Raw genomic sequence first — 16,004 nt, 5'->3', positions numbered from 1 at the left:
GCCTCCGTCATGGGCACGCGGTCAAAGGCCGCATGAACCCGATTCTCACTGGCCTGATGGCCGTCTCCGCCGGTGCGGTCGCCCTGATGAAAGGGCATCGCCGCCTGACCCTGTCGCGCGCCAAGCATCCCGGACTGGGCGGCCATGTCCGCATGGCCAAGCGGATCGCGGGGCAGATCCCGTTCTACAGCTATGGCGAGGATCGCGTCTTCCGGGTCGATGGCGCCCCCGACGCGGTGGCCGGGCAGCGGCGCGCAGGCTTCGAGCGGCTGGGCGCCTTGTTCGCGCAGCGTTATGCGCAGACGCTGGCGCTGACCCGCGAGACGCGGCCCGGCCTGTCCGACCTGCAATTCACCGGCGCGTACCGCGTGCCGTTCCAGTTTCGCGAGAAGGTCCGCACGACGCTGGCGACCGGGGCCTTTTACCAGCGATCGGAGGGGCCGATCCTGGTCGATCTGGACGGCAACAGGCTGATCGACTTGACCGGCTCTTATGGGGTCAATCTGTTCGGCAACGACTTCTACAAACGGACCATGGCGGAAGGGGCGGCGACCGTCGCCGATCTGGGCGGGGTGCTGGGGGCGTTCCACCCGGTCGTCGCCGACAATGTCCGTCGGCTGACAGTCCTGACGGGGATGGACGAGGTGTCCTTCCACATGTCGGGGACCGAGGCGGTGATGCAGGCGGTGCGGCTGGCGCGCTATCACACCCGCCGTCCGCGCCTGGTGCGGTTCGCCGGGGCCTATCATGGCTGGTGGGGCGATGTGCAGCCCGGCATCGGCAACCCCGTGCCCGCCGACCGCACGCTGACGCTGGCCGACATGTCCGAGCGGACGCTGAAGGTTCTCGCCACGCGCAAGGACATCGCCTGCGTGCTGGTCAATCCGCTCCAGGCGATGCACCCCAATGGCTCGGCACCCTCCGACGGGCAACTGGTCGATGGCGGGCGCAAGGCGGGGGCGGACATGGCGGCCTATCGCGACTGGCTGCACCGGCTGGCGGATGTGTGCCGGGCGAACGGCATCGTCCTGATCTTTGACGAGGTGTTCATGGGCTTCCGCCTGGCCAAAGGCGGGATGCCCGAATATTTCGGGGTGAAGCCCGACCTCATCACCTATGGCAAGACGCTGGGCGGTGGCTTGCCGGTCGGCGTGCTGTGCGGCCCGGCGCATCTGATGAAGCGGTGGCGCGAGGATCGCCCGGTCGACATCTGCTTCGCGCGCGGCACGTTCAATTCGCATCCCATGGTGATGGGGGCGATGAACGCATTCCTGCGGCGGCTGGAAACGCCCGAGGTGGCCGCGCTCTATGACGGGCTGGACGAGCGGTGGAATGCGCGGGCCGCGATGTTCAGCGCAGCGATGGCGGCGGCGGGGCTGCCCCTGTCGGTCGCGCATGTCCAGACGATCTGGACCATCCTCTATTCGGTCGCTTCGCCCTATAACTGGATGCTGCAATATTATCTCCGGGCGCAAGGACTGGCATTGAGCTGGGTCGGAACCGGGCGGCTGATCTTCAGCCTCGACATCGACGACACCCTGTTCGCCGAGATTTGCGACCGCTTCGTTGCAGCGGGGCAACAGATGCGTGACGATGGCTGGTGGTGGACCTCGCCCGATGCGCCGAAGGAGTTGAAGGCGGCGAACAAGGCGATCCGGCGGCGGGTGTTGAAGGAGTCGCTGGCGGTGCGACTGGGGCGGCGGGGGTGACGGATAGCGTTCGTCCGGCCCCAGCCCCTCACCCCGACCCTCTCCCCGGCGGGGAGAGGGAGTAGGAGACGCAAAAGCCCTCTCCCCATCGGGGAGAGGGTTGGGTGAGGGGCAGGGGCCGGGCGACCCCCTTTGAAAACGTGGCTTTGCGGTGGGCTTACGCCGCTTTCAAATCCTCGAAATCATCGACATCGTGATGATCCATCCGCTCGCCCTTCATCAGACGGCGGGGGGCGCTCTTGTACATCTTGAAGTCGTTGAACGGGTCGGTGACGATCTTGGTCGCCCAGACGAGGCCGGTCTCCAGGTCGCGCTTCGCCCAGAGCTGAAGGACGCGCACCACGATCGCGCTGACGCCCAGGCCCAGCCAGCCGATGCCGACATGGCGCAGATAGCCCATGAAGCCGTCCGGATAGTCGAGCGTCCCGAACAGGGTCGGCTGGACCAGCAGCACCAGCGGGATCGCGCCCCAGATGCCCATCAGCACATATTTGCGGACGAGGTTGTAGCCGACCTTGATCTCTTCCTTATGCTCATGCGTCGCCTTGTTCACATGGTCATAGCCCTTGGGCTCGAAGAAGAAGTGCCCGGCCTGGCGGCTGGTCATCGCCACGCCCCAGGCGAGGAGGCTGGCCACCGCCGGATCGATGAACAGCAGCACATAGGCGGTCAGGAAGGTGCAGGCGCTGACGAAGTGCAGGCTCTGATTGACCAGGCTGTGATGATAATAGCGATGATCGTCCCACCGCTGTTCGGCGAGTTGCGCACGAAAACCAGTCATTGGGCATGTCCTTGGGCGGAAGGCTGGCGCTTGGCGAAGCGGACCAGCGAGAAATGGCCGAGCGGGGGCAGGGGGCGGCTTTCGACCAGTTCGACATCGCCGCGCGTCGCCGCCCAGTCGGTATAGCGTTCGAACGGGAAGTCGGTGCGGAAGCCCAACCGGCTGGTGATCGGCATCAGCGTCTTTTCGATCGTGCCGCGAAGCCCGTCGCCCGCGCCCACCCGCGTCGTGATGACGATCTCGCCGCCGGGGCGGCAGATGCGCGCGAACTCGTCCAGCGCCTTTTCCGGGTTCGGCACGGCGGTGATGACATATTGCGCGACCACCACGTCGAAGCTGTTGTCGGCGAATTGCAGCGCCTCGGCATCGCCGTAAGCGATCTGCTCGACATGGCTCAGCCCGCCGCGCGCCACCCGTTCGCGCGCCTTGTCGAGCATCGGCTCGGACAGGTCGACGCCGACGATGCGGTTGTCGCGCGAATATTGGGGCAGCGATATGCCGGTGCCCACGCCCACGTCGATGATCCGGCCGCCGATGCGTTCGGCCGCGACGATCGCGGCGGAGCGGCCCTTTTTGAAGACGGGGCCGAAGACCAGATCATAGACAGGCGACCAGCGATCATAGGCCTTGGTGACGCTGGCGGTACTCATCTGCGTTGCCATCGAAGGGGCATCCCGTTGAACGACGATGCGGCCCCTGTTCGCAGCAGGCGGTGACAATTTGACGACAAGTGGCGAGTCTTTTGCGACGATTTCGCAGATCGGAAACCGAAGTGTCACATGGGTGGAATGAATATGTCGTAATGCGGTGCTAGAGGTTATTCTGAGATATGCTGTTCCCGACGAAGATCATCGCCGGGCAATGCTTTGTCTGTCGGTGACAGGTCTTCGTTGTCGGGGCAATATCTGTCGGCTGCGCGGCGAATCGTCGGGATTACGCGGCCCGGCGGGTGGGGCGGGCGGACTGTGCCCAGGCTGCCGCGTGCAGGGCGCTGCCATGGTCGAACCGGCCGACCGTATCGGCCATGCCCGTCGCTTCCTGCGCGAGTTCGCGCGCGGCGGCGGTGGCTTCCTCGACCATCGCGGCATTTTGCTGGGTCATCGAATCCATGTCGTTGATCGCCAGGTTGATCTGCGAGAAGCCGGTCGCCTGTTGTTGCGCCGAATTGGCGATGTCGGCGATCAGCCCGCCCATCTCGCGGACCTGCGCGGCGATCCGGTCGAGCGCGGTCCCGGCGGCATGGACATGCTCGACGCCCGCGCGGACCTGTTCGGCGGAGGCGCCGATGCGGCTCTTGACGTCCTTGGCGGCATCGGCGGACCGCTGCGCCAGAGCGCGCACCTCACTGGCGACCACGGCAAAGCCCTTGCCCGCGTCACCGGCGCGCGCCGCCTCGACCCCCGCATTCAGCGCGAGGAGATTGGTCTGGAAGGCGATGCCGTCGATGACCGCGATGATCTCCGAAATCTCGGTCGAGGTCCGCTCGATCCCGCCCATCGCATCGATCGCGCGGCGGACGACGGCGCTGCTTTCGGCGGCGTTGGTCTGGGCCGCCGTGGCGACGTCGGCGGCGCGGGCGCCGCTGACCGCCGATTGCTGCGCGGTCGTGTTGATCTGATGCACGGCGGCGGCGGTTTCCTCGATCGAGGCGGCCTGCTGCTCGGTGCGCATCGACAGGTCGTCGGCCGCCTTGCGAATCTCCCCCGCCCCGGCGAGCACGCGCTGTGAGGCGGCATCGATATCGCCGATCGACCGGCGCAGCATCGCGGCGGTGTCGTTGAAGCTGTTGCGCAGCGGTTCATAGTCGCTGCGAAAGGGCGTATTGATGCTGTAGGTCAGATCGCCCGAGGAGATGGTGGCGAGGCCGGTGCGCAGCGCATCGACGACTTGGCTGGTCTCGTCGAGATCCTGTATGATGACCAGCAGGTCGTCGGGCTTCACCACCGGCGCGGGCAGCAGCATGACCATGAAGCGGCGAAGCTGGCCGTTCGGGCTGGTGTTCATCCACTCGAAACGGGCCGAGCCGTCGCGCAGCGCCTGTTGGACGCGTTCCTGGATATGGATCGCGGTCGGCCGCCCGTCGCCCTGGGTGGGGGCGGAGAAGACCAGCGGGTCCTGGCCGATTACGTCGGCGCGGGGACGCTCATAGATGCGCTCGGCGGCGGCGTTGCAGGCGATGAAGCGACCTTCGGACAGCAGCATGATGGCATCGGGGGATCGGTCGAACAGGGCGATGGCGACGCGATCGTTCAAATTCGTATTTTCGCGATGAAACCACTTCATCCTGTCGCCTTCCATCCGGTCCTGTCCTGACGGTCGGCTTAGGATGATTCGCTTAACATAGCTTTAGGAAGACAGGGATTTTTCCGGCGGGCCCACAGGGGCTTTTCCCGCCGGGGGGCAGGGGATAAGCCGTCGCCTCCTCTTGTCCGGACTGTCGCCCATGCGTCGCGTGCCTGCCCTGATCCTTTGTCCGCTGGCGCTGGTCGCCTGCCAGCCGTCCGGCTCCGACGGCCGTACCGATGCGGTGGATGCGGCGGAAAGCCGGGAGCGCGCACGCCAGGAAAAGGCGGCGCGCGAGATGGTCGCGCAGACCGAGGATCAGGTGCGGGTCAAGATGCTGGAACAGCGGATCGCGACGCTGGAGGCGCAGGTCGCGGCGTTGCAGGGGGATCGCAAGCTGCTGGATGCGCAACTGGTCGAGCAGCGGCTGAACCAGATCGAACTGGAGCGTGTCGGGGCGGAGGCGGCGCCGGGCAATGTGCCCGCACCGACGGCGGCATCCGCATCGTCGTCCGCAAGGGGAGCGGCCAGAGCCGCCGGATCGGCCGTGTCCCGGCCCGCGACACCCCGGCCGACGCCGTCTGCGACACCGCCCGCGCGCAAGCCGCTGGTCCTCGACCTGCGATAGCTGGCACGCGGGCGGCGCGAGGGGGATTCCCCGGCGCGGTGGCCGGGGGCCCGGATAAGAAGCTTACTTCTTCAGGTGCGCCGAGATGAACTTGTTCATCTCGAACATGGTGCACTTGTCCTTGCCGAACACCTTCTTCAGCTTGTCGTCGGCCAGGATCTCCCGCTTGTTCTCGGGATTCTGCAGGTTGTTGGCCTTGATGTAATCCCACACCTTGCTGATGACCTGGCTGCGCGGCAGCTTATCGTTGCCGACGATCGCGCCCAGTTCCTCGGACGGCTGGACCGGCGCGTGGATGCCGGTGCCCGTGGTTGCGGTGGCCATGATATTCCTTCCCTTAATCCTTCAGCATCCCAGCCGCTTGGCGGGACGCGCGTGAATCACGCCTTCTTCAGCGCGTCCGCCTTGTGCGCCGCCTTTCCGCCATTGTCACTCTCTACTATGTATTGCGGCTCGTCCTTCGATGCGCGGACGGTGTGACCCTTGATGCTCGTATCGCTGGTCTGCTTCTTCACGACCTTGCCCTCGGCGGTGCCGCCATGGCTGTTCCACTCGACATGGTCGCCCTTCTTGAATTCGGTCATCGTCGCTCTCCCGGTTTGTGCAGCCCCATCAATCCGCCGGGGCGTTCGTTGGTTGCACATGCGGGCGCATCGGGGCATCAGGACGCCATCTGAGGAGACTGGAATTCATGAAGACCCGCGCCGCCGTCGCCTTCGAAGCGAAGAAGCCGCTCGAAATCGTCGAACTCGATCTGGAAGGACCCAAGGCCGGAGAGGTCCTGGTCGAGATCATGGCGACCGGCATTTGCCACACCGACGCCTATACGCTGGACGGCCTGGACAGCGAGGGCATCTTCCCCAGCGTGCTCGGCCATGAAGGCTGCGGCATCGTGCGTGAGGTGGGCGCGGGCGTGACCAGCGTCGTGCCGGGCGACCATGTCATCCCGCTCTACACCCCCGAATGCCGCCAGTGTAAGTCGTGCCTGTCGGGCAAGACCAACCTGTGCACCGCGATCCGCGCGACGCAAGGCAAGGGGCTGATGCCCGACGGCACGACCCGGTTCAGCTATAAGGGCCAGCCGATCTTCCATTATATGGGCTGCTCGACCTTCTCGAACTTCACCGTCCTGCCCGAAATCGCGGTCGCTAAGATCCGCGAGGACGCGCCGTTCGACACCAGCTGCTATATCGGCTGCGGCGTGACGACGGGCGTGGGCGCGGTGGTCAACACCGCCAAGGTCCAGCCGGGCGAGAATATCGTCGTCTTCGGTCTGGGCGGCATCGGCCTGAACGTCATCCAGGGCGCCAAGCTGGCGGGTGCGGGCCGGATCATCGGCGTCGACATCAACCCCGACCGTGAGGAATGGGGCCGTCGCTTCGGCATGACCCACTTCCTCAATTCCAAGGGCTTGTCGCGCGAGGAGACGATCGCGAAGCTCCTGGAGCTGACCGATGGCGGCGCGGATTACAGCTTCGACGCGACCGGCAATACCGAGGTGATGCGCACCGCGCTGGAGGCGTGCCATCGCGGCTGGGGCACCTCGATCATCATCGGCGTGGCCGAGGCGGGCAAGGAGATCAGCACCCGGCCGTTCCAGCTGGTGACAGGCCGCAACTGGCGCGGCACCGCGTTCGGCGGCGCTCGCGGGCGCACCGATACGCCCAAGATCGTCGACTGGTACATGAACGGCAAGATCGAGATCGATCCGATGATCACCCACCGGCTGACGCTGGAGGAGATCAACAAGGGCTTCGACCTGATGCACAAGGGCGAAAGCATCCGCAGCGTGGTGATCTTCTGATGTTCAGCCATGTCGTGCTGGGCGCGAACGATATTGCCGAGGCCAAGCGCTTCTATGACGCGATCCTGGGCGTGCTGGGCGCGCCCGAGGGGGTAATCGATCCCTGGGGGCGGCTGGTCTATAGCCATGAAGGCTCGCGCTTCCTGCTCACCCGGCCGTTGAACGGCGAGCCTGCGACCCATGCCAATGGCGGGACGCTGGGCTTCGCGGCGACGTCGATCGAGCAGGCGGACGCCTGGCATGCCGCCGGGCTGGCGCATGGCGGCACCGCGATCGAGGACCCGCCCGGCTATCGCTATCCGCCGGTCGGCAAGATCTATCTGGCGTATTTGCGCGATCCGACCGGCAACAAGCTGTGCGCGCGCTATCTGGTGCCCGCCGCCTGACGGTCCCGAGGGGGGAATGGACATGTACACCCATATCATGGTCGGATCGAACGACATCGCGCGGTCCAAGACCTTCTATGACGCGCTGTTCACGGCGCTGGGCGGCCAGCCCGGCATGCAGGACCCGAAGGTCGAGCGTGTCCTGTATCTGCACAATGGTGCGGTGTTCATCGTGACCCGGCCGATCGACGGCCAGCCCGCCACCCATGCCAATGGCGGCACGATCGGGCTGGGCGCGGTCGATCCGGCGCAGGTCGACGCAGCGCATGCCGCCGGGACCGCGCATGGCGGCACCGCGATCGAGGGGCCGCTGGGCGAGCGGGATACCGGGCTGGGCAAGGCCTATCTGGGCTATCTGCGCGATCCGGACGGCAACAAGCTCTGTCTCGGCTGTCGCCTGCCCGCCGCATGAGCGAGGCCGACTATATCCTGACGCTGGCGTGCCAGGACCGGGTCGGCATCGTCGCCGCCGTGTCGGGCGCGCTGGCGGGGATTGACGGGTTCATCCTCGACAGCCAGCAATATGCCGATCTGGAGACGGGGCGCTTCTTCCTGCGCATCGTCTTCACCGGCCAGGGCGCGCGTTTTCCCGCCTCGGTCGAAGGGGTGAGGGCGGCGCTGAACGAACCGGCGGTGCGGTTCGGCTTCGACTGGCATGTCGCACCCGCCAGCGAACGCCCCCGCATGCTGATCGCGGTGTCGAAGGGCTCGCACTGCCTGAACGACCTGCTCCATCGCTGGCGGACCAACACGCTGCCGGTCGAGATCGTCGGCGTGGTGTCCAACCATGACAGCCTTCGCCCGCTGGTCGAGTGGCATGGCCTGCCCTGGCATCACCTGCCGGTCAGCGACGCCAATCGCGCCGAGCAGGAGGCGGCGATGCTCGCCCTGATGGACGAAAGCCGGGCCGATTACCTCGTCCTCGCCCGCTATATGCAGGTGCTGGGCGAGCGGCTGGTCGCCGCGCTGCCGGGGCGGTGCATCAATATCCATCACAGCTTCCTGCCCGGCTTCAAGGGCGCGCAGCCCTATCACCGCGCCCATGCGCGCGGGGTGAAGCTGATCGGCGCGACCGCGCATTTCGTGACGGCGGACCTCGACGAAGGGCCGATCATCGAACAGTCGGTCGAACGCGTCGACCACCGCGCCAGCGTCGACGACCTGATCCGCATCGGCCGCGATATCGAGGCGCAGGTGCTGGCCCGCGCGGTCGCCTGGGTGGGCGAGCGGCGCGTTTTCCTCAATGACAACCGGACGGTGGTGTTCCGATGACGATCGAGACGATTTCGACCTCCAAGGCGCATGGCGGCGTGCAGGGCGTCTATGCCCATGACAGCGAAGTGACCGGAACGCGCATGACCTTCTCGGTCTTCGTGCCGGAGCATGAGGAAGGGGAGAAACTGCCCGTCCTCTGGTATCTGTCGGGCCTGACCTGCACCCATGCCAATGTCACCGACAAGGGCGAGTTCCGGGGGGCGTGTGCGGAGCATCGGGTGATCTTCATCGCCCCCGACACCTCGCCGCGCGGCGAAGGCGTGGCGAATGACGACGCCTATGACATGGGGCAGGGCGCGGGCTTTTATGTCGATGCGACGCAGGAGCCCTGGGCGAAGCACTTCAGGATGCGGAGCTATATCGAACAGGAGCTGCCCGCGCTGATCGCCGCGCATTTCCCCGTCGCCGATATGGGCGCGCAAGCCATTACCGGCCATTCGATGGGCGGCCACGGCGCGCTGACCATCGGCCTTCGCAACCCCGATCGCTTCCGCAGCGTCTCGGCCTTCGCGCCGATCGTCGCGCCGGGCCAGGTGCCATGGGGCGAGAAGGCGCTCGGCGGCTATCTGGGACCGGACCGCGCCGCATGGCGACAGGCCGACGCGGTCGCGCTGATCGAGGATGGCGCGCGGGTGCCCGACCTGCTGGTCGATCAGGGCGATGCCGACCAGTTTCTGGCGGAGCAGCTTCGCCCCGAATTGCTGGCGGACGCGTGCGAGAAGGCGGGAATCGCGCTGACCCTGCGGATGCAGCCGGGTTACGACCATAGCTACAACTTCATCTCCACCTTCATGGGCGACCATGTCGCCTGGGCGGCGCAGCGGTTGCGCGGGTAAATCCGGAGCGCCGTTTGGCCTGAGCATCGTCGAAGGCCATGCTGTATCGCCTGAACCTGGGTGGATTCCCTTGGCCTTCGACGTCGCTCCGGCTGAACGGAATGCGGGGCCATGGGTTACGGGGGGGACGGAGTTTTGCACCCCGACAATCGATCCGCTATCGCACCGGCTTTGACGTGAAGGACATGATATGAGCTGCGCGCATGGCGACCCGGAGGATGGCGACCTGATCGGAGAGGACGGCAAGGTCGTTGTGCCCGATCATGTGGCGCAGGCCATCCGCACGCTGATCGCCTGGGCCGGCGACGACCCTGCGCGGGAGGGGCTGGTCGATACGCCGAAGCGCGTGGCGCGGGCATGGCGCGAATATTGCGCGGGCTATGGCGATGACCCGGCCGTCCACCTGTCGCGCGTATTCGAGGAGGTCGGCGGCTATGACGAGATCGTGCTGCTGAAGGACATTCCCTTCCAGTCGCATTGCGAGCATCACATGGCGCCGATCATCGGTCGCGCGCATATCGCCTATCTGCCGCGCAACCATGTCGTCGGCATCTCGAAGCTCGCCCGCGTGCTGCACGGCTTCGCGCGCCGGTTGCAGGTGCAGGAGCGGCTGACCGCCGAGGTCGCCGATTGCATCTGGCAGAACCTGAAGCCGCTGGGCGTCGCGGTGGTGATCGAGGCGACCCATGCCTGCATGACCGCGCGCGGGGTGCGCACGCCGGGCGTGTCGATGGTGACCAGCCGGATGATGGGCGTGTTCCGCGACGACGACCGCAGCCGCAAGGAAGTGCTGTCGCTGATGGGCCTGGGCGGATGACGACCCGCACCGTCCTGGTGACCGGCGCGGCCAAGCGGCTGGGCGCGGCGATCGCGCGCCGGCTGGTCGCGGACGGACACCGGGTGGTGGTGCATTATAATGGCTCGGCGGACGCGGCGAAGGCGCTGGCGGCGGAGCTGGACGCGCCCGTCGTGCAGGGCGACCTCGCCGAGTTGGACGGGATCGACGCGCTGTTCGCCCGTGCCCGTATGGCGGCGGGGGGGGCGATCGACGGGCTGGTCAATTCGGCGTCGGCCTTCGTCTTCGACCGTCCGCCGGGGGTGGATGCCGCGCTGATGGCCAGGCTTTATGCGATCAACGCCGCCGCCCCGGCCCTGCTGGCCTCGGCCCTGGCGCGGCAGGACGATGTGGCGGACGGCGCGGTGGTCGATATCCTCGACCAGAAGCTCGCCAATCCGAACCCCGATTTCTTCGCCTATAGCTGCGCCAAGTTCGCGCTGGCGGGGGCAAACACGATGCTGGCGCAGGCGCTCGGCCCCCGCATCGCGGTCAATGCGGTCGCGCCGGGACTCACGCTGCAAAGCGGCGACCAGTCGGATGCGGAATTCGCGGCGGCGGCCAGCAAGAACCTGCTCGGTCGCCCGATCGGGGCGGCGGCGGTGGCGGAGGCGGTATCCTTCCTGCTGACCGCCAGGGGGATTGTGGGCCAGACGCTCTATGTCGATTGCGGCCAGCGTTTCTGCCGCCGCGACGGCGACGTGATGTTCGAGGGGCGGGGATGAGCGCGACCTATACGATCCTGCTCGACGATCTGCGGGTCGCGATGCGCCTGGGCATCCATCCGCACGAGGCCGAGCCCCAGCCGGTCACCCTGTCGGTCGCGATGACCGTCACCTATCCCGCCGCCCCCAGCGCCGACCGGATTGAGGAGGTGCTGGACTATGATTTCCTGCGCGAGTCGATCCTGGCGATGGCAGGAGGGCCGGGCTTCGCGCTTCAGGAAAGCCTGTGCGAGGCGGTGGCGGCGCTGTGCCTCGCCGACCGGCGGGTGGTGAGGGTCCGGGTGCGGTCGATGAAGACCGGCATCTATCCCGATGCGCGGGTGGGATGCGAGATCGAGCGGACGCGCTGATCGCCGGGGCTTGCGTGTCACGGATTTATCACCGAACTGTCATCAATCTGTTGCGGAACCGGCCGTCGCTGGCCTAAGCCGCCGCCGCATCAGCGGGTGCCGCAGGCATCGCGGCGAACAGGGCGGAATCAGCACGGTGAGCATGTCGAAACCCCATCGGGCCCGGTACCGGGTCGCCGTCGCGATGATGCTGGCGGCCTGTCCGGTGCCCGCCGCCGCGCAGACGGTGCAGGAATTGCAGCGCCAGATCGACGAGTTGAAGGCGCAGATCAAGGCGCTGACCGCCGCGCAGCAGGGCGGGACGGCGGCCGTCCCGGTATCGGCCGCGCCATCCCCCCAGCCATCGCCGCCCCCCGCGCCGCAGGTCGCTGCTGCTCCGCCCACCGCGTCGGCACCGGCGGCCAGCGCCCCGGCTCCGCGCATCGCGATCGCCAAACCGCCATCGGCGCGCGCGCCCTGGTATGAGCGGCTGCGCCTGCGCGGCTATACCCAGTTGCGCTATAACGGGATTCTCGACGAGCAGGATGCGCCCTCCGACACCGGATCGCGGCTACGTTCGGTGCATGACAGTTCGATCAACGAGGATGGCGGGTTCCTCCTGCGCCGCGTCCGGCTGGTGCTGCAAGGCGACATCACCGATCGGTTGCAGCTCTATTTCCAGCATGACTTCGGCACGGCGGTGAACAACCAGTCGAGCACCGAGCGGCGCGAGAATTTCGGGCAGCTGCGCGATGTCTATGTCGACTGGTTCCTCGACCCCGAACGGCGGCTGCGCCTGCGCTTCGGCCAGTCGAAGGTGCCGTTCGGCTGGGAAAATCTGCAATCCTCGTCCAACCGGCTGACGCTGGACCGGTCGGATGCGATCAACAGCGGCGTGCCCGGCGAGCGCGATGTCGGCATCAACGCCTATTACACCCCCGATGCGGTGCAGGCGATCTGGGACCGGCTGTCGAAGAAGAAGCAGAAGCTGTTCGGCAATTACGGCGCGTTCGGGCTGGCGGTCTATAACGGCCAGGGCACCAACCGGCCGGAGCGCAACGACCGGCTGATGAAGGTCGCGATGGCGACCTGGCCCTTCGCGCTCGACGGGCTGGGGCCGTTGTTCCGGGGGCAGGTGCTGGAGGTCGGCGGATCGGCGATGTTCAACCGCTATCGCCCCGAATTGCGCAGCGGCGGGATCAGCCCGATCAGCTATCGCGACGACCGGGTCGGCGTCCATGCCATCCTCTATCCGCAACCCTTCGGCATCCAGACCGAATGGATGACCGGCCATGGCCCGCAATATGACCTGGGGTTGCGCGCGGTGCGGAGCAGCCCGCTGGGCGGCGGCTATGTCCAGCTGATGATGGATGCGGGCAAGACCCCGGTCGGCCGCATGATCCCCTATGCGCGGTGGCAACATTATCGCGGCGGGTGGAAGGCCAATGTCGATGCGCCGCGTCTGGAAACCGACGAGTGGGAGCTGGGCGCCGAGATCCAGCTGGTCGAGGCGCTGGAGCTCACGCTGGCCTATGCGCGGATGGAGCGGCGCGAGGCCGATGCCCGGCGCACCGGCCGCGCGACCGGCGACCTGATCCGCACCCAGCTGCAATTCACCTATTGAGGATCAGTCCCCGCCGCCGGAGCTGTTGAAGTCGATCCGGATGCGGACCCATTCGCCGACCATCACCTTGCCCCCGATGCGCGGCGCGCGGACGCGGAACTGCCACGCCGCCTCGCGCATCGCGCGGGCCAGGCCCAGTCCGCGCGGCGATTCGCCCAGGATCTGGCAATTCTCGACCCGATAGTCGGGGATCGTCCGGCACGCGATCAATGCCCAGCTGTTCGGCGGCGGCGCGCTGTGCAGATAGCCGTTCAACTCGGCATTGCTCGGGCGATGGGGATACCATTCGGCATTGTAGAGCCGCTGGCCGCCCGGTCCCTCGCCGGGGCCATAGGCCGATGCGCTGTCCTGGCCGCGATCGTCGCCGTTGCTCGATCCCACGCCATTGCCCGCCCCCTTGGGCATGGCGGAAATATCGCCCGCCGCGAATAGCGACTTGTCACCCCATTGCCACGGCGTCGGCGCGGAGGTGTCGGCGGGCTTCTCGGTCGGCGGATTGGGGGTGTCGGGTTGCTTGGGGGTGACGGGGGCCTTGGAGCCGCCCGCCGCTGCGGGCTTGCGCGTGGCGATGCGCGTCTCGGGCACCGGCGCACCCGCCTCCCGGTCCGACGGGGTGACGGAAAAGGTGCTGAGCGAGGAGGATGGCTCGGGCGCGATCAGCCTGGGCGCCAGGTGGAACAGCAGCCAGGCGAGCAGCAAATGCGCCAGCACCGTCAGCGTGATCGAGGCGCCCCGCTCGCGCAGGGTTTCGCGATATCGCTCGGGCAGCCGGGTCAGCACCGCCATGTCGGGGGCCTTACGCCGTAAGAGCCGAGACCGCCCCGCTCTCCACGAACGTCATGGGGAAGAGCGGGGCGGGGACCATGGGCGTCAGGCCCGGTTGGCGGCGGACAGCACCGCGCGGACGCTGGCGGTGGCGATGTCGGTATCCAGCCCGACGCCGAAGACGGTCCGGCCATCGGCCGTCCGCGCCTCGACATAGGCGGCGGCCTGCGCATCGGCACCGTGGCCGATCGCATGCTCGTTATAGTCGACCACCTCCAGCGCGGGGCCGGTGGTGTCGGCCAGCGCCGCGATCACGCTGGAGATCAGGCCGTTGCCGCGCCCCGAGATCGACTTCTCCTCGCCGTCCACCTGAACGCGACCGACGAAGATACGCTGCCCGGCCGAGCCGCTCTCCTCATAGTCGCGCAGGACGAAGCGGTCGCCCTCGCGCGGCAGATAGGTCGCCTCGAACCCGCCCCAGATGTCGGCGGCGTTCAGCTCGCGGCTGGTCGCATCGGCCATCGCCTGGACATGGCGGCTGAAATCGGCCTGGAGCCGCTTGGGCAGCTTCAGCCCCTTGTCCTGCTCGATCACCCAGGCGACGCCGCCCTTGCCCGATTGCGAATTGACGCGGATGACCGCTTCGTAAGAGCGGCCCAGATCGGCGGGGTCGATGGGGAGGTAGGGGACTTCCCACAGATCATCATTGCGCGCGGCCTGCGCGGAAAAGCCCTTCTTGATCGCGTCCTGATGGCTGCCCGAAAAGGCGGTAAAGACCAGGTCGCCCGCATAGGGGGTGCGCGGATGGACGGGCAGGTTGGTGCAATATTGCACCGTGTTCACCACCTCGTCGATGTCCGACAGGTTCAGCCCCGGATCGACCCCTTGGGTGTACATGTTGAGCGCGACGGTCACCAGGTCGCAATTGCCGGTCCGCTCGCCATTGCCGAGCAGGCAGCCCTCGACCCGGTCCGCCCCCGCCATGACGCCCAGTTCGGCGGCCGCGACGCCGGTGCCGCGGTCGTTATGGGTGTGGAGCGAGATGACCACCGAATCGCGGTTGGGGATGTTGCGCCCAAACCATTCGATCTGGTCGGCATAGACATTGGGCGTCGCGCATTCGACCGTGGCGGGCAGGTTCAGGATCAGCGGATGGTCGGGCGTCGGCTTCAGCACGTCCATGACGGCGGCGCAGACCTCGACCGAGAAATCCAGCTCGGCGGTCGAGAAGGTTTCGGGGCTGTATTCGAAGAACCAGTCGGTGTCCGGGCGCTTGGCCGCCTCGTCGCGCAGGATCTTGGCGCCCTCGACCGCGATCTGGCGCACCTCGTCGCGGGTCATGCCGAACACGATCTTGCGCCAGGCCGGGCTGACCGCGTTGTAAAGATGGACGATCGCGGTGCGCGCGCCCTCCAGGCTCTCGAAGCTACGCTCGATCAGGTCGCGGCGCGACTGGGTCAGCACCTGGATCGTCACGTCGTCGGGGATGCGATCGTTCTTGATCAGGCCCGAGATGAAGTCGAACTCGGTCGCGCCCGCGCTGGGGAAGCCGACCTCGATCTCCTTCAGTCCGACCTTGACCAGCAGGTCGAACATCCGCGTCTTCTTCTCGGCGTCCATCGGGTCGATCAGCGCCTGGTTGCCGTCGCGCAAGTCCGTCGACAGCCAGCGTGGCGCCTTGGTGATCGTGCGGTTCGGCCATTGCCGGTCGGGCAAGGCGATGGTCGGGAAGGGGCGGTATTTGGTCGAAGGGTCGCGCAACATGATCGGGTCTTCCAGCATTCTCGGCCGCGTCTGGCCAGGAGGCACGGCGGGGACAGGCTTATCGGTTCATTCAGCCCTTAGGGAAGTCGCGCATGGCCACGCCGATCCTCCCCTAAGGGCGGATAAGTCGAAGCGAACGAAGCGGCAGCACGGCGATCATGATGAAGCGGTTCATGCCGCGTCGCGGCGGGCTTGTCCATATCCCGCCGCACCGCGTGAACGCTTTGTTAAAGCCGGGCGCGGCATCGACGGCCGGAATA

The 16,004-nt window shown here is 66.9% G+C and carries 18 protein-coding genes; 11 read left to right on the top strand and 7 right to left on the bottom strand.

What is annotated here, in order from left to right:
- The first annotated feature begins 32 nt into the window (after window positions 1-32).
- Window positions 33-1,709: an aminotransferase class III-fold pyridoxal phosphate-dependent enzyme gene (locus ACFX59_RS01315; protein WP_387428872.1), complete on the top strand. Its 1,677-nt coding sequence runs from the start codon at window positions 33-35 to the stop codon at window positions 1,707-1,709.
- 157 nt (window positions 1,710-1,866) lie between these two features.
- Here the strand turns inward: ACFX59_RS01315 and ACFX59_RS01310 are convergent, their stop codons facing one another.
- The 3 genes from ACFX59_RS01310 to ACFX59_RS01300 form a co-directional block, all read right to left on the bottom strand.
- Window positions 1,867-2,490: a hypothetical protein gene (locus ACFX59_RS01310; protein ID WP_309701458.1), complete on the bottom strand. Its 624-nt coding sequence runs from the start codon at window positions 2,488-2,490 to the stop codon at window positions 1,867-1,869.
- Window positions 2,487-3,140, bottom strand: a complete 654-nt coding sequence (locus ACFX59_RS01305; RefSeq protein ID WP_387428869.1) for a class I SAM-dependent methyltransferase — start codon at window positions 3,138-3,140, stop codon at window positions 2,487-2,489. Before ACFX59_RS01305 ends, ACFX59_RS01310 begins: the two co-directional genes overlap by 4 nt.
- Before the next feature lie 283 nt (window positions 3,141-3,423).
- Window positions 3,424-4,773 carry a methyl-accepting chemotaxis protein gene (locus ACFX59_RS01300; protein WP_387428866.1) on the bottom strand — a complete coding sequence of 450 codons (1,350 nt, stop codon included), beginning with the start codon at window positions 4,771-4,773 and terminating at the stop codon, window positions 3,424-3,426.
- A gap of 160 nt (window positions 4,774-4,933) precedes the next feature.
- On the opposite strand from ACFX59_RS01300, the gene ACFX59_RS01295 reads away from it, so the two are divergent.
- Window positions 4,934-5,401 (top strand): hypothetical protein, encoded by a 468-nt coding sequence (locus tag ACFX59_RS01295; RefSeq protein ID WP_387428863.1) that lies wholly within the window; start codon window positions 4,934-4,936, stop codon window positions 5,399-5,401.
- A gap of 63 nt (window positions 5,402-5,464) precedes the next feature.
- Here ACFX59_RS01295 and ACFX59_RS01290 read toward each other — a convergent pair whose 3' ends face one another.
- Together ACFX59_RS01290 and ACFX59_RS01285 are read right to left on the bottom strand one after the other, a co-directional pair.
- Window positions 5,465-5,725: an SWIB/MDM2 domain-containing protein gene (locus tag ACFX59_RS01290; protein ID WP_307100197.1), complete on the bottom strand. Its 261-nt coding sequence runs from the start codon at window positions 5,723-5,725 to the stop codon at window positions 5,465-5,467.
- A gap of 56 nt (window positions 5,726-5,781) precedes the next feature.
- Complete coding sequence (locus ACFX59_RS01285) at window positions 5,782-5,985, bottom strand: DUF2945 domain-containing protein (RefSeq protein WP_058734057.1); 204 nt, start codon at window positions 5,983-5,985, stop codon at window positions 5,782-5,784.
- Window positions 5,986-6,092: 107 nt separating this feature from the next.
- Between ACFX59_RS01285 and ACFX59_RS01280 the strand changes: the two genes are divergently transcribed.
- From ACFX59_RS01280 to ACFX59_RS01240, 9 genes are all read left to right on the top strand, one after another.
- Window positions 6,093-7,205 (top strand): S-(hydroxymethyl)glutathione dehydrogenase/class III alcohol dehydrogenase, encoded by a 1,113-nt coding sequence (locus ACFX59_RS01280; protein WP_387428860.1) that lies wholly within the window; start codon window positions 6,093-6,095, stop codon window positions 7,203-7,205.
- Entirely contained in the window at window positions 7,205-7,591 is a 387-nt protein-coding gene (locus ACFX59_RS01275; protein WP_261270950.1) for a VOC family protein, read from the top strand. Before ACFX59_RS01280 ends, ACFX59_RS01275 begins: the two co-directional genes overlap by 1 nt.
- Before the next feature lie 22 nt (window positions 7,592-7,613).
- Window positions 7,614-8,003: a VOC family protein gene (locus ACFX59_RS01270; protein ID WP_387428856.1), complete on the top strand. Its 390-nt coding sequence runs from the start codon at window positions 7,614-7,616 to the stop codon at window positions 8,001-8,003.
- The gene (gene purU / locus ACFX59_RS01265) at window positions 8,000-8,863 is read left to right on the top strand and encodes a formyltetrahydrofolate deformylase (protein ID WP_387428853.1); all 864 of its coding nucleotides are present in this window, start codon (window positions 8,000-8,002) and stop codon (window positions 8,861-8,863) included. The genes ACFX59_RS01270 and purU overlap by 4 nt, the downstream gene beginning before the upstream one ends.
- Entirely contained in the window at window positions 8,860-9,702 is an 843-nt protein-coding gene (gene fghA, locus ACFX59_RS01260; RefSeq protein WP_387428850.1) for an S-formylglutathione hydrolase, read from the top strand. The genes purU and fghA overlap by 4 nt, the downstream gene beginning before the upstream one ends.
- Before the next feature lie 190 nt (window positions 9,703-9,892).
- Window positions 9,893-10,519, top strand: coding sequence for a GTP cyclohydrolase I FolE (gene folE, locus ACFX59_RS01255; protein ID WP_307100183.1), 627 nt, complete (start codon window positions 9,893-9,895; stop codon window positions 10,517-10,519).
- The gene (locus tag ACFX59_RS01250; RefSeq protein ID WP_387428848.1) at window positions 10,516-11,262 is read left to right on the top strand and encodes an SDR family oxidoreductase; all 747 of its coding nucleotides are present in this window, start codon (window positions 10,516-10,518) and stop codon (window positions 11,260-11,262) included. The genes folE and ACFX59_RS01250 overlap by 4 nt, the downstream gene beginning before the upstream one ends.
- Window positions 11,259-11,612, top strand: a complete 354-nt coding sequence (locus ACFX59_RS01245) for a dihydroneopterin aldolase (protein ID WP_387428846.1) — start codon at window positions 11,259-11,261, stop codon at window positions 11,610-11,612. Before ACFX59_RS01250 ends, ACFX59_RS01245 begins: the two co-directional genes overlap by 4 nt.
- A gap of 142 nt (window positions 11,613-11,754) precedes the next feature.
- Window positions 11,755-13,215: a porin gene (locus ACFX59_RS01240; protein WP_387428843.1), complete on the top strand. Its 1,461-nt coding sequence runs from the start codon at window positions 11,755-11,757 to the stop codon at window positions 13,213-13,215.
- A gap of 3 nt (window positions 13,216-13,218) precedes the next feature.
- On the opposite strand, the gene ACFX59_RS01235 is transcribed toward ACFX59_RS01240, so the two are convergent.
- On the bottom strand, window positions 13,219-14,001 hold the full coding sequence (locus ACFX59_RS01235) for a hypothetical protein (protein ID WP_309701479.1): 783 nt from the start codon (window positions 13,999-14,001) through the stop codon (window positions 13,219-13,221).
- 84 nt (window positions 14,002-14,085) lie between these two features.
- The gene (gene leuA, locus ACFX59_RS01230) at window positions 14,086-15,744 is read right to left on the bottom strand and encodes a 2-isopropylmalate synthase (protein ID WP_387428840.1); all 1,659 of its coding nucleotides are present in this window, start codon (window positions 15,742-15,744) and stop codon (window positions 14,086-14,088) included.
- Window positions 15,745-16,004: the final 260 nt, after the last annotated feature.

This window comes from Sphingomonas sp. NCPPB 2930 (assembly GCF_042867205.1).
GTDB lineage: Bacteria > Pseudomonadota > Alphaproteobacteria > Sphingomonadales > Sphingomonadaceae > Sphingomonas.
The sequence above is the reverse complement of the archived record's forward strand: the minus strand, read 5'-3'. Positions and strand labels throughout refer to the sequence as shown.

What these genes read in the sequence shown, in the direction of transcription:
- ACFX59_RS01315 (WP_387428872.1), top strand. Translation starts at nt 33, where the DNA reads ATGAACCCGATTCTCACTGGCCTGATGGCCGTCTCCGCCGGTGCGGTC.
- ACFX59_RS01310 (WP_309701458.1), bottom strand. Translation starts at nt 2,490, where the DNA reads ATGACTGGTTTTCGTGCGCAACTCGCCGAACAGCGGTGGGACGATCAT.
- ACFX59_RS01305 (WP_387428869.1), bottom strand. Translation starts at nt 3,140, where the DNA reads ATGAGTACCGCCAGCGTCACCAAGGCCTATGATCGCTGGTCGCCTGTC.
- ACFX59_RS01300 (WP_387428866.1), bottom strand. Translation starts at nt 4,773, where the DNA reads ATGAAGTGGTTTCATCGCGAAAATACGAATTTGAACGATCGCGTCGCC.
- ACFX59_RS01295 (WP_387428863.1), top strand. Translation starts at nt 4,934, where the DNA reads ATGCGTCGCGTGCCTGCCCTGATCCTTTGTCCGCTGGCGCTGGTCGCC.
- ACFX59_RS01290 (WP_307100197.1), bottom strand. Translation starts at nt 5,725, where the DNA reads ATGGCCACCGCAACCACGGGCACCGGCATCCACGCGCCGGTCCAGCCG.
- ACFX59_RS01285 (WP_058734057.1), bottom strand. Translation starts at nt 5,985, where the DNA reads ATGACCGAATTCAAGAAGGGCGACCATGTCGAGTGGAACAGCCATGGC.
- ACFX59_RS01280 (WP_387428860.1), top strand. Translation starts at nt 6,093, where the DNA reads ATGAAGACCCGCGCCGCCGTCGCCTTCGAAGCGAAGAAGCCGCTCGAA.
- ACFX59_RS01275 (WP_261270950.1), top strand. Translation starts at nt 7,205, where the DNA reads ATGTTCAGCCATGTCGTGCTGGGCGCGAACGATATTGCCGAGGCCAAG.
- ACFX59_RS01270 (WP_387428856.1), top strand. Translation starts at nt 7,614, where the DNA reads ATGTACACCCATATCATGGTCGGATCGAACGACATCGCGCGGTCCAAG.
- purU (WP_387428853.1), top strand. Translation starts at nt 8,000, where the DNA reads ATGAGCGAGGCCGACTATATCCTGACGCTGGCGTGCCAGGACCGGGTC.
- fghA (WP_387428850.1), top strand. Translation starts at nt 8,860, where the DNA reads ATGACGATCGAGACGATTTCGACCTCCAAGGCGCATGGCGGCGTGCAG.
- folE (WP_307100183.1), top strand. Translation starts at nt 9,893, where the DNA reads ATGAGCTGCGCGCATGGCGACCCGGAGGATGGCGACCTGATCGGAGAG.
- ACFX59_RS01250 (WP_387428848.1), top strand. Translation starts at nt 10,516, where the DNA reads ATGACGACCCGCACCGTCCTGGTGACCGGCGCGGCCAAGCGGCTGGGC.
- ACFX59_RS01245 (WP_387428846.1), top strand. Translation starts at nt 11,259, where the DNA reads ATGAGCGCGACCTATACGATCCTGCTCGACGATCTGCGGGTCGCGATG.
- ACFX59_RS01240 (WP_387428843.1), top strand. Translation starts at nt 11,755, where the DNA reads ATGTCGAAACCCCATCGGGCCCGGTACCGGGTCGCCGTCGCGATGATG.
- ACFX59_RS01235 (WP_309701479.1), bottom strand. Translation starts at nt 14,001, where the DNA reads ATGGCGGTGCTGACCCGGCTGCCCGAGCGATATCGCGAAACCCTGCGC.
- leuA (WP_387428840.1), bottom strand. Translation starts at nt 15,744, where the DNA reads ATGTTGCGCGACCCTTCGACCAAATACCGCCCCTTCCCGACCATCGCC.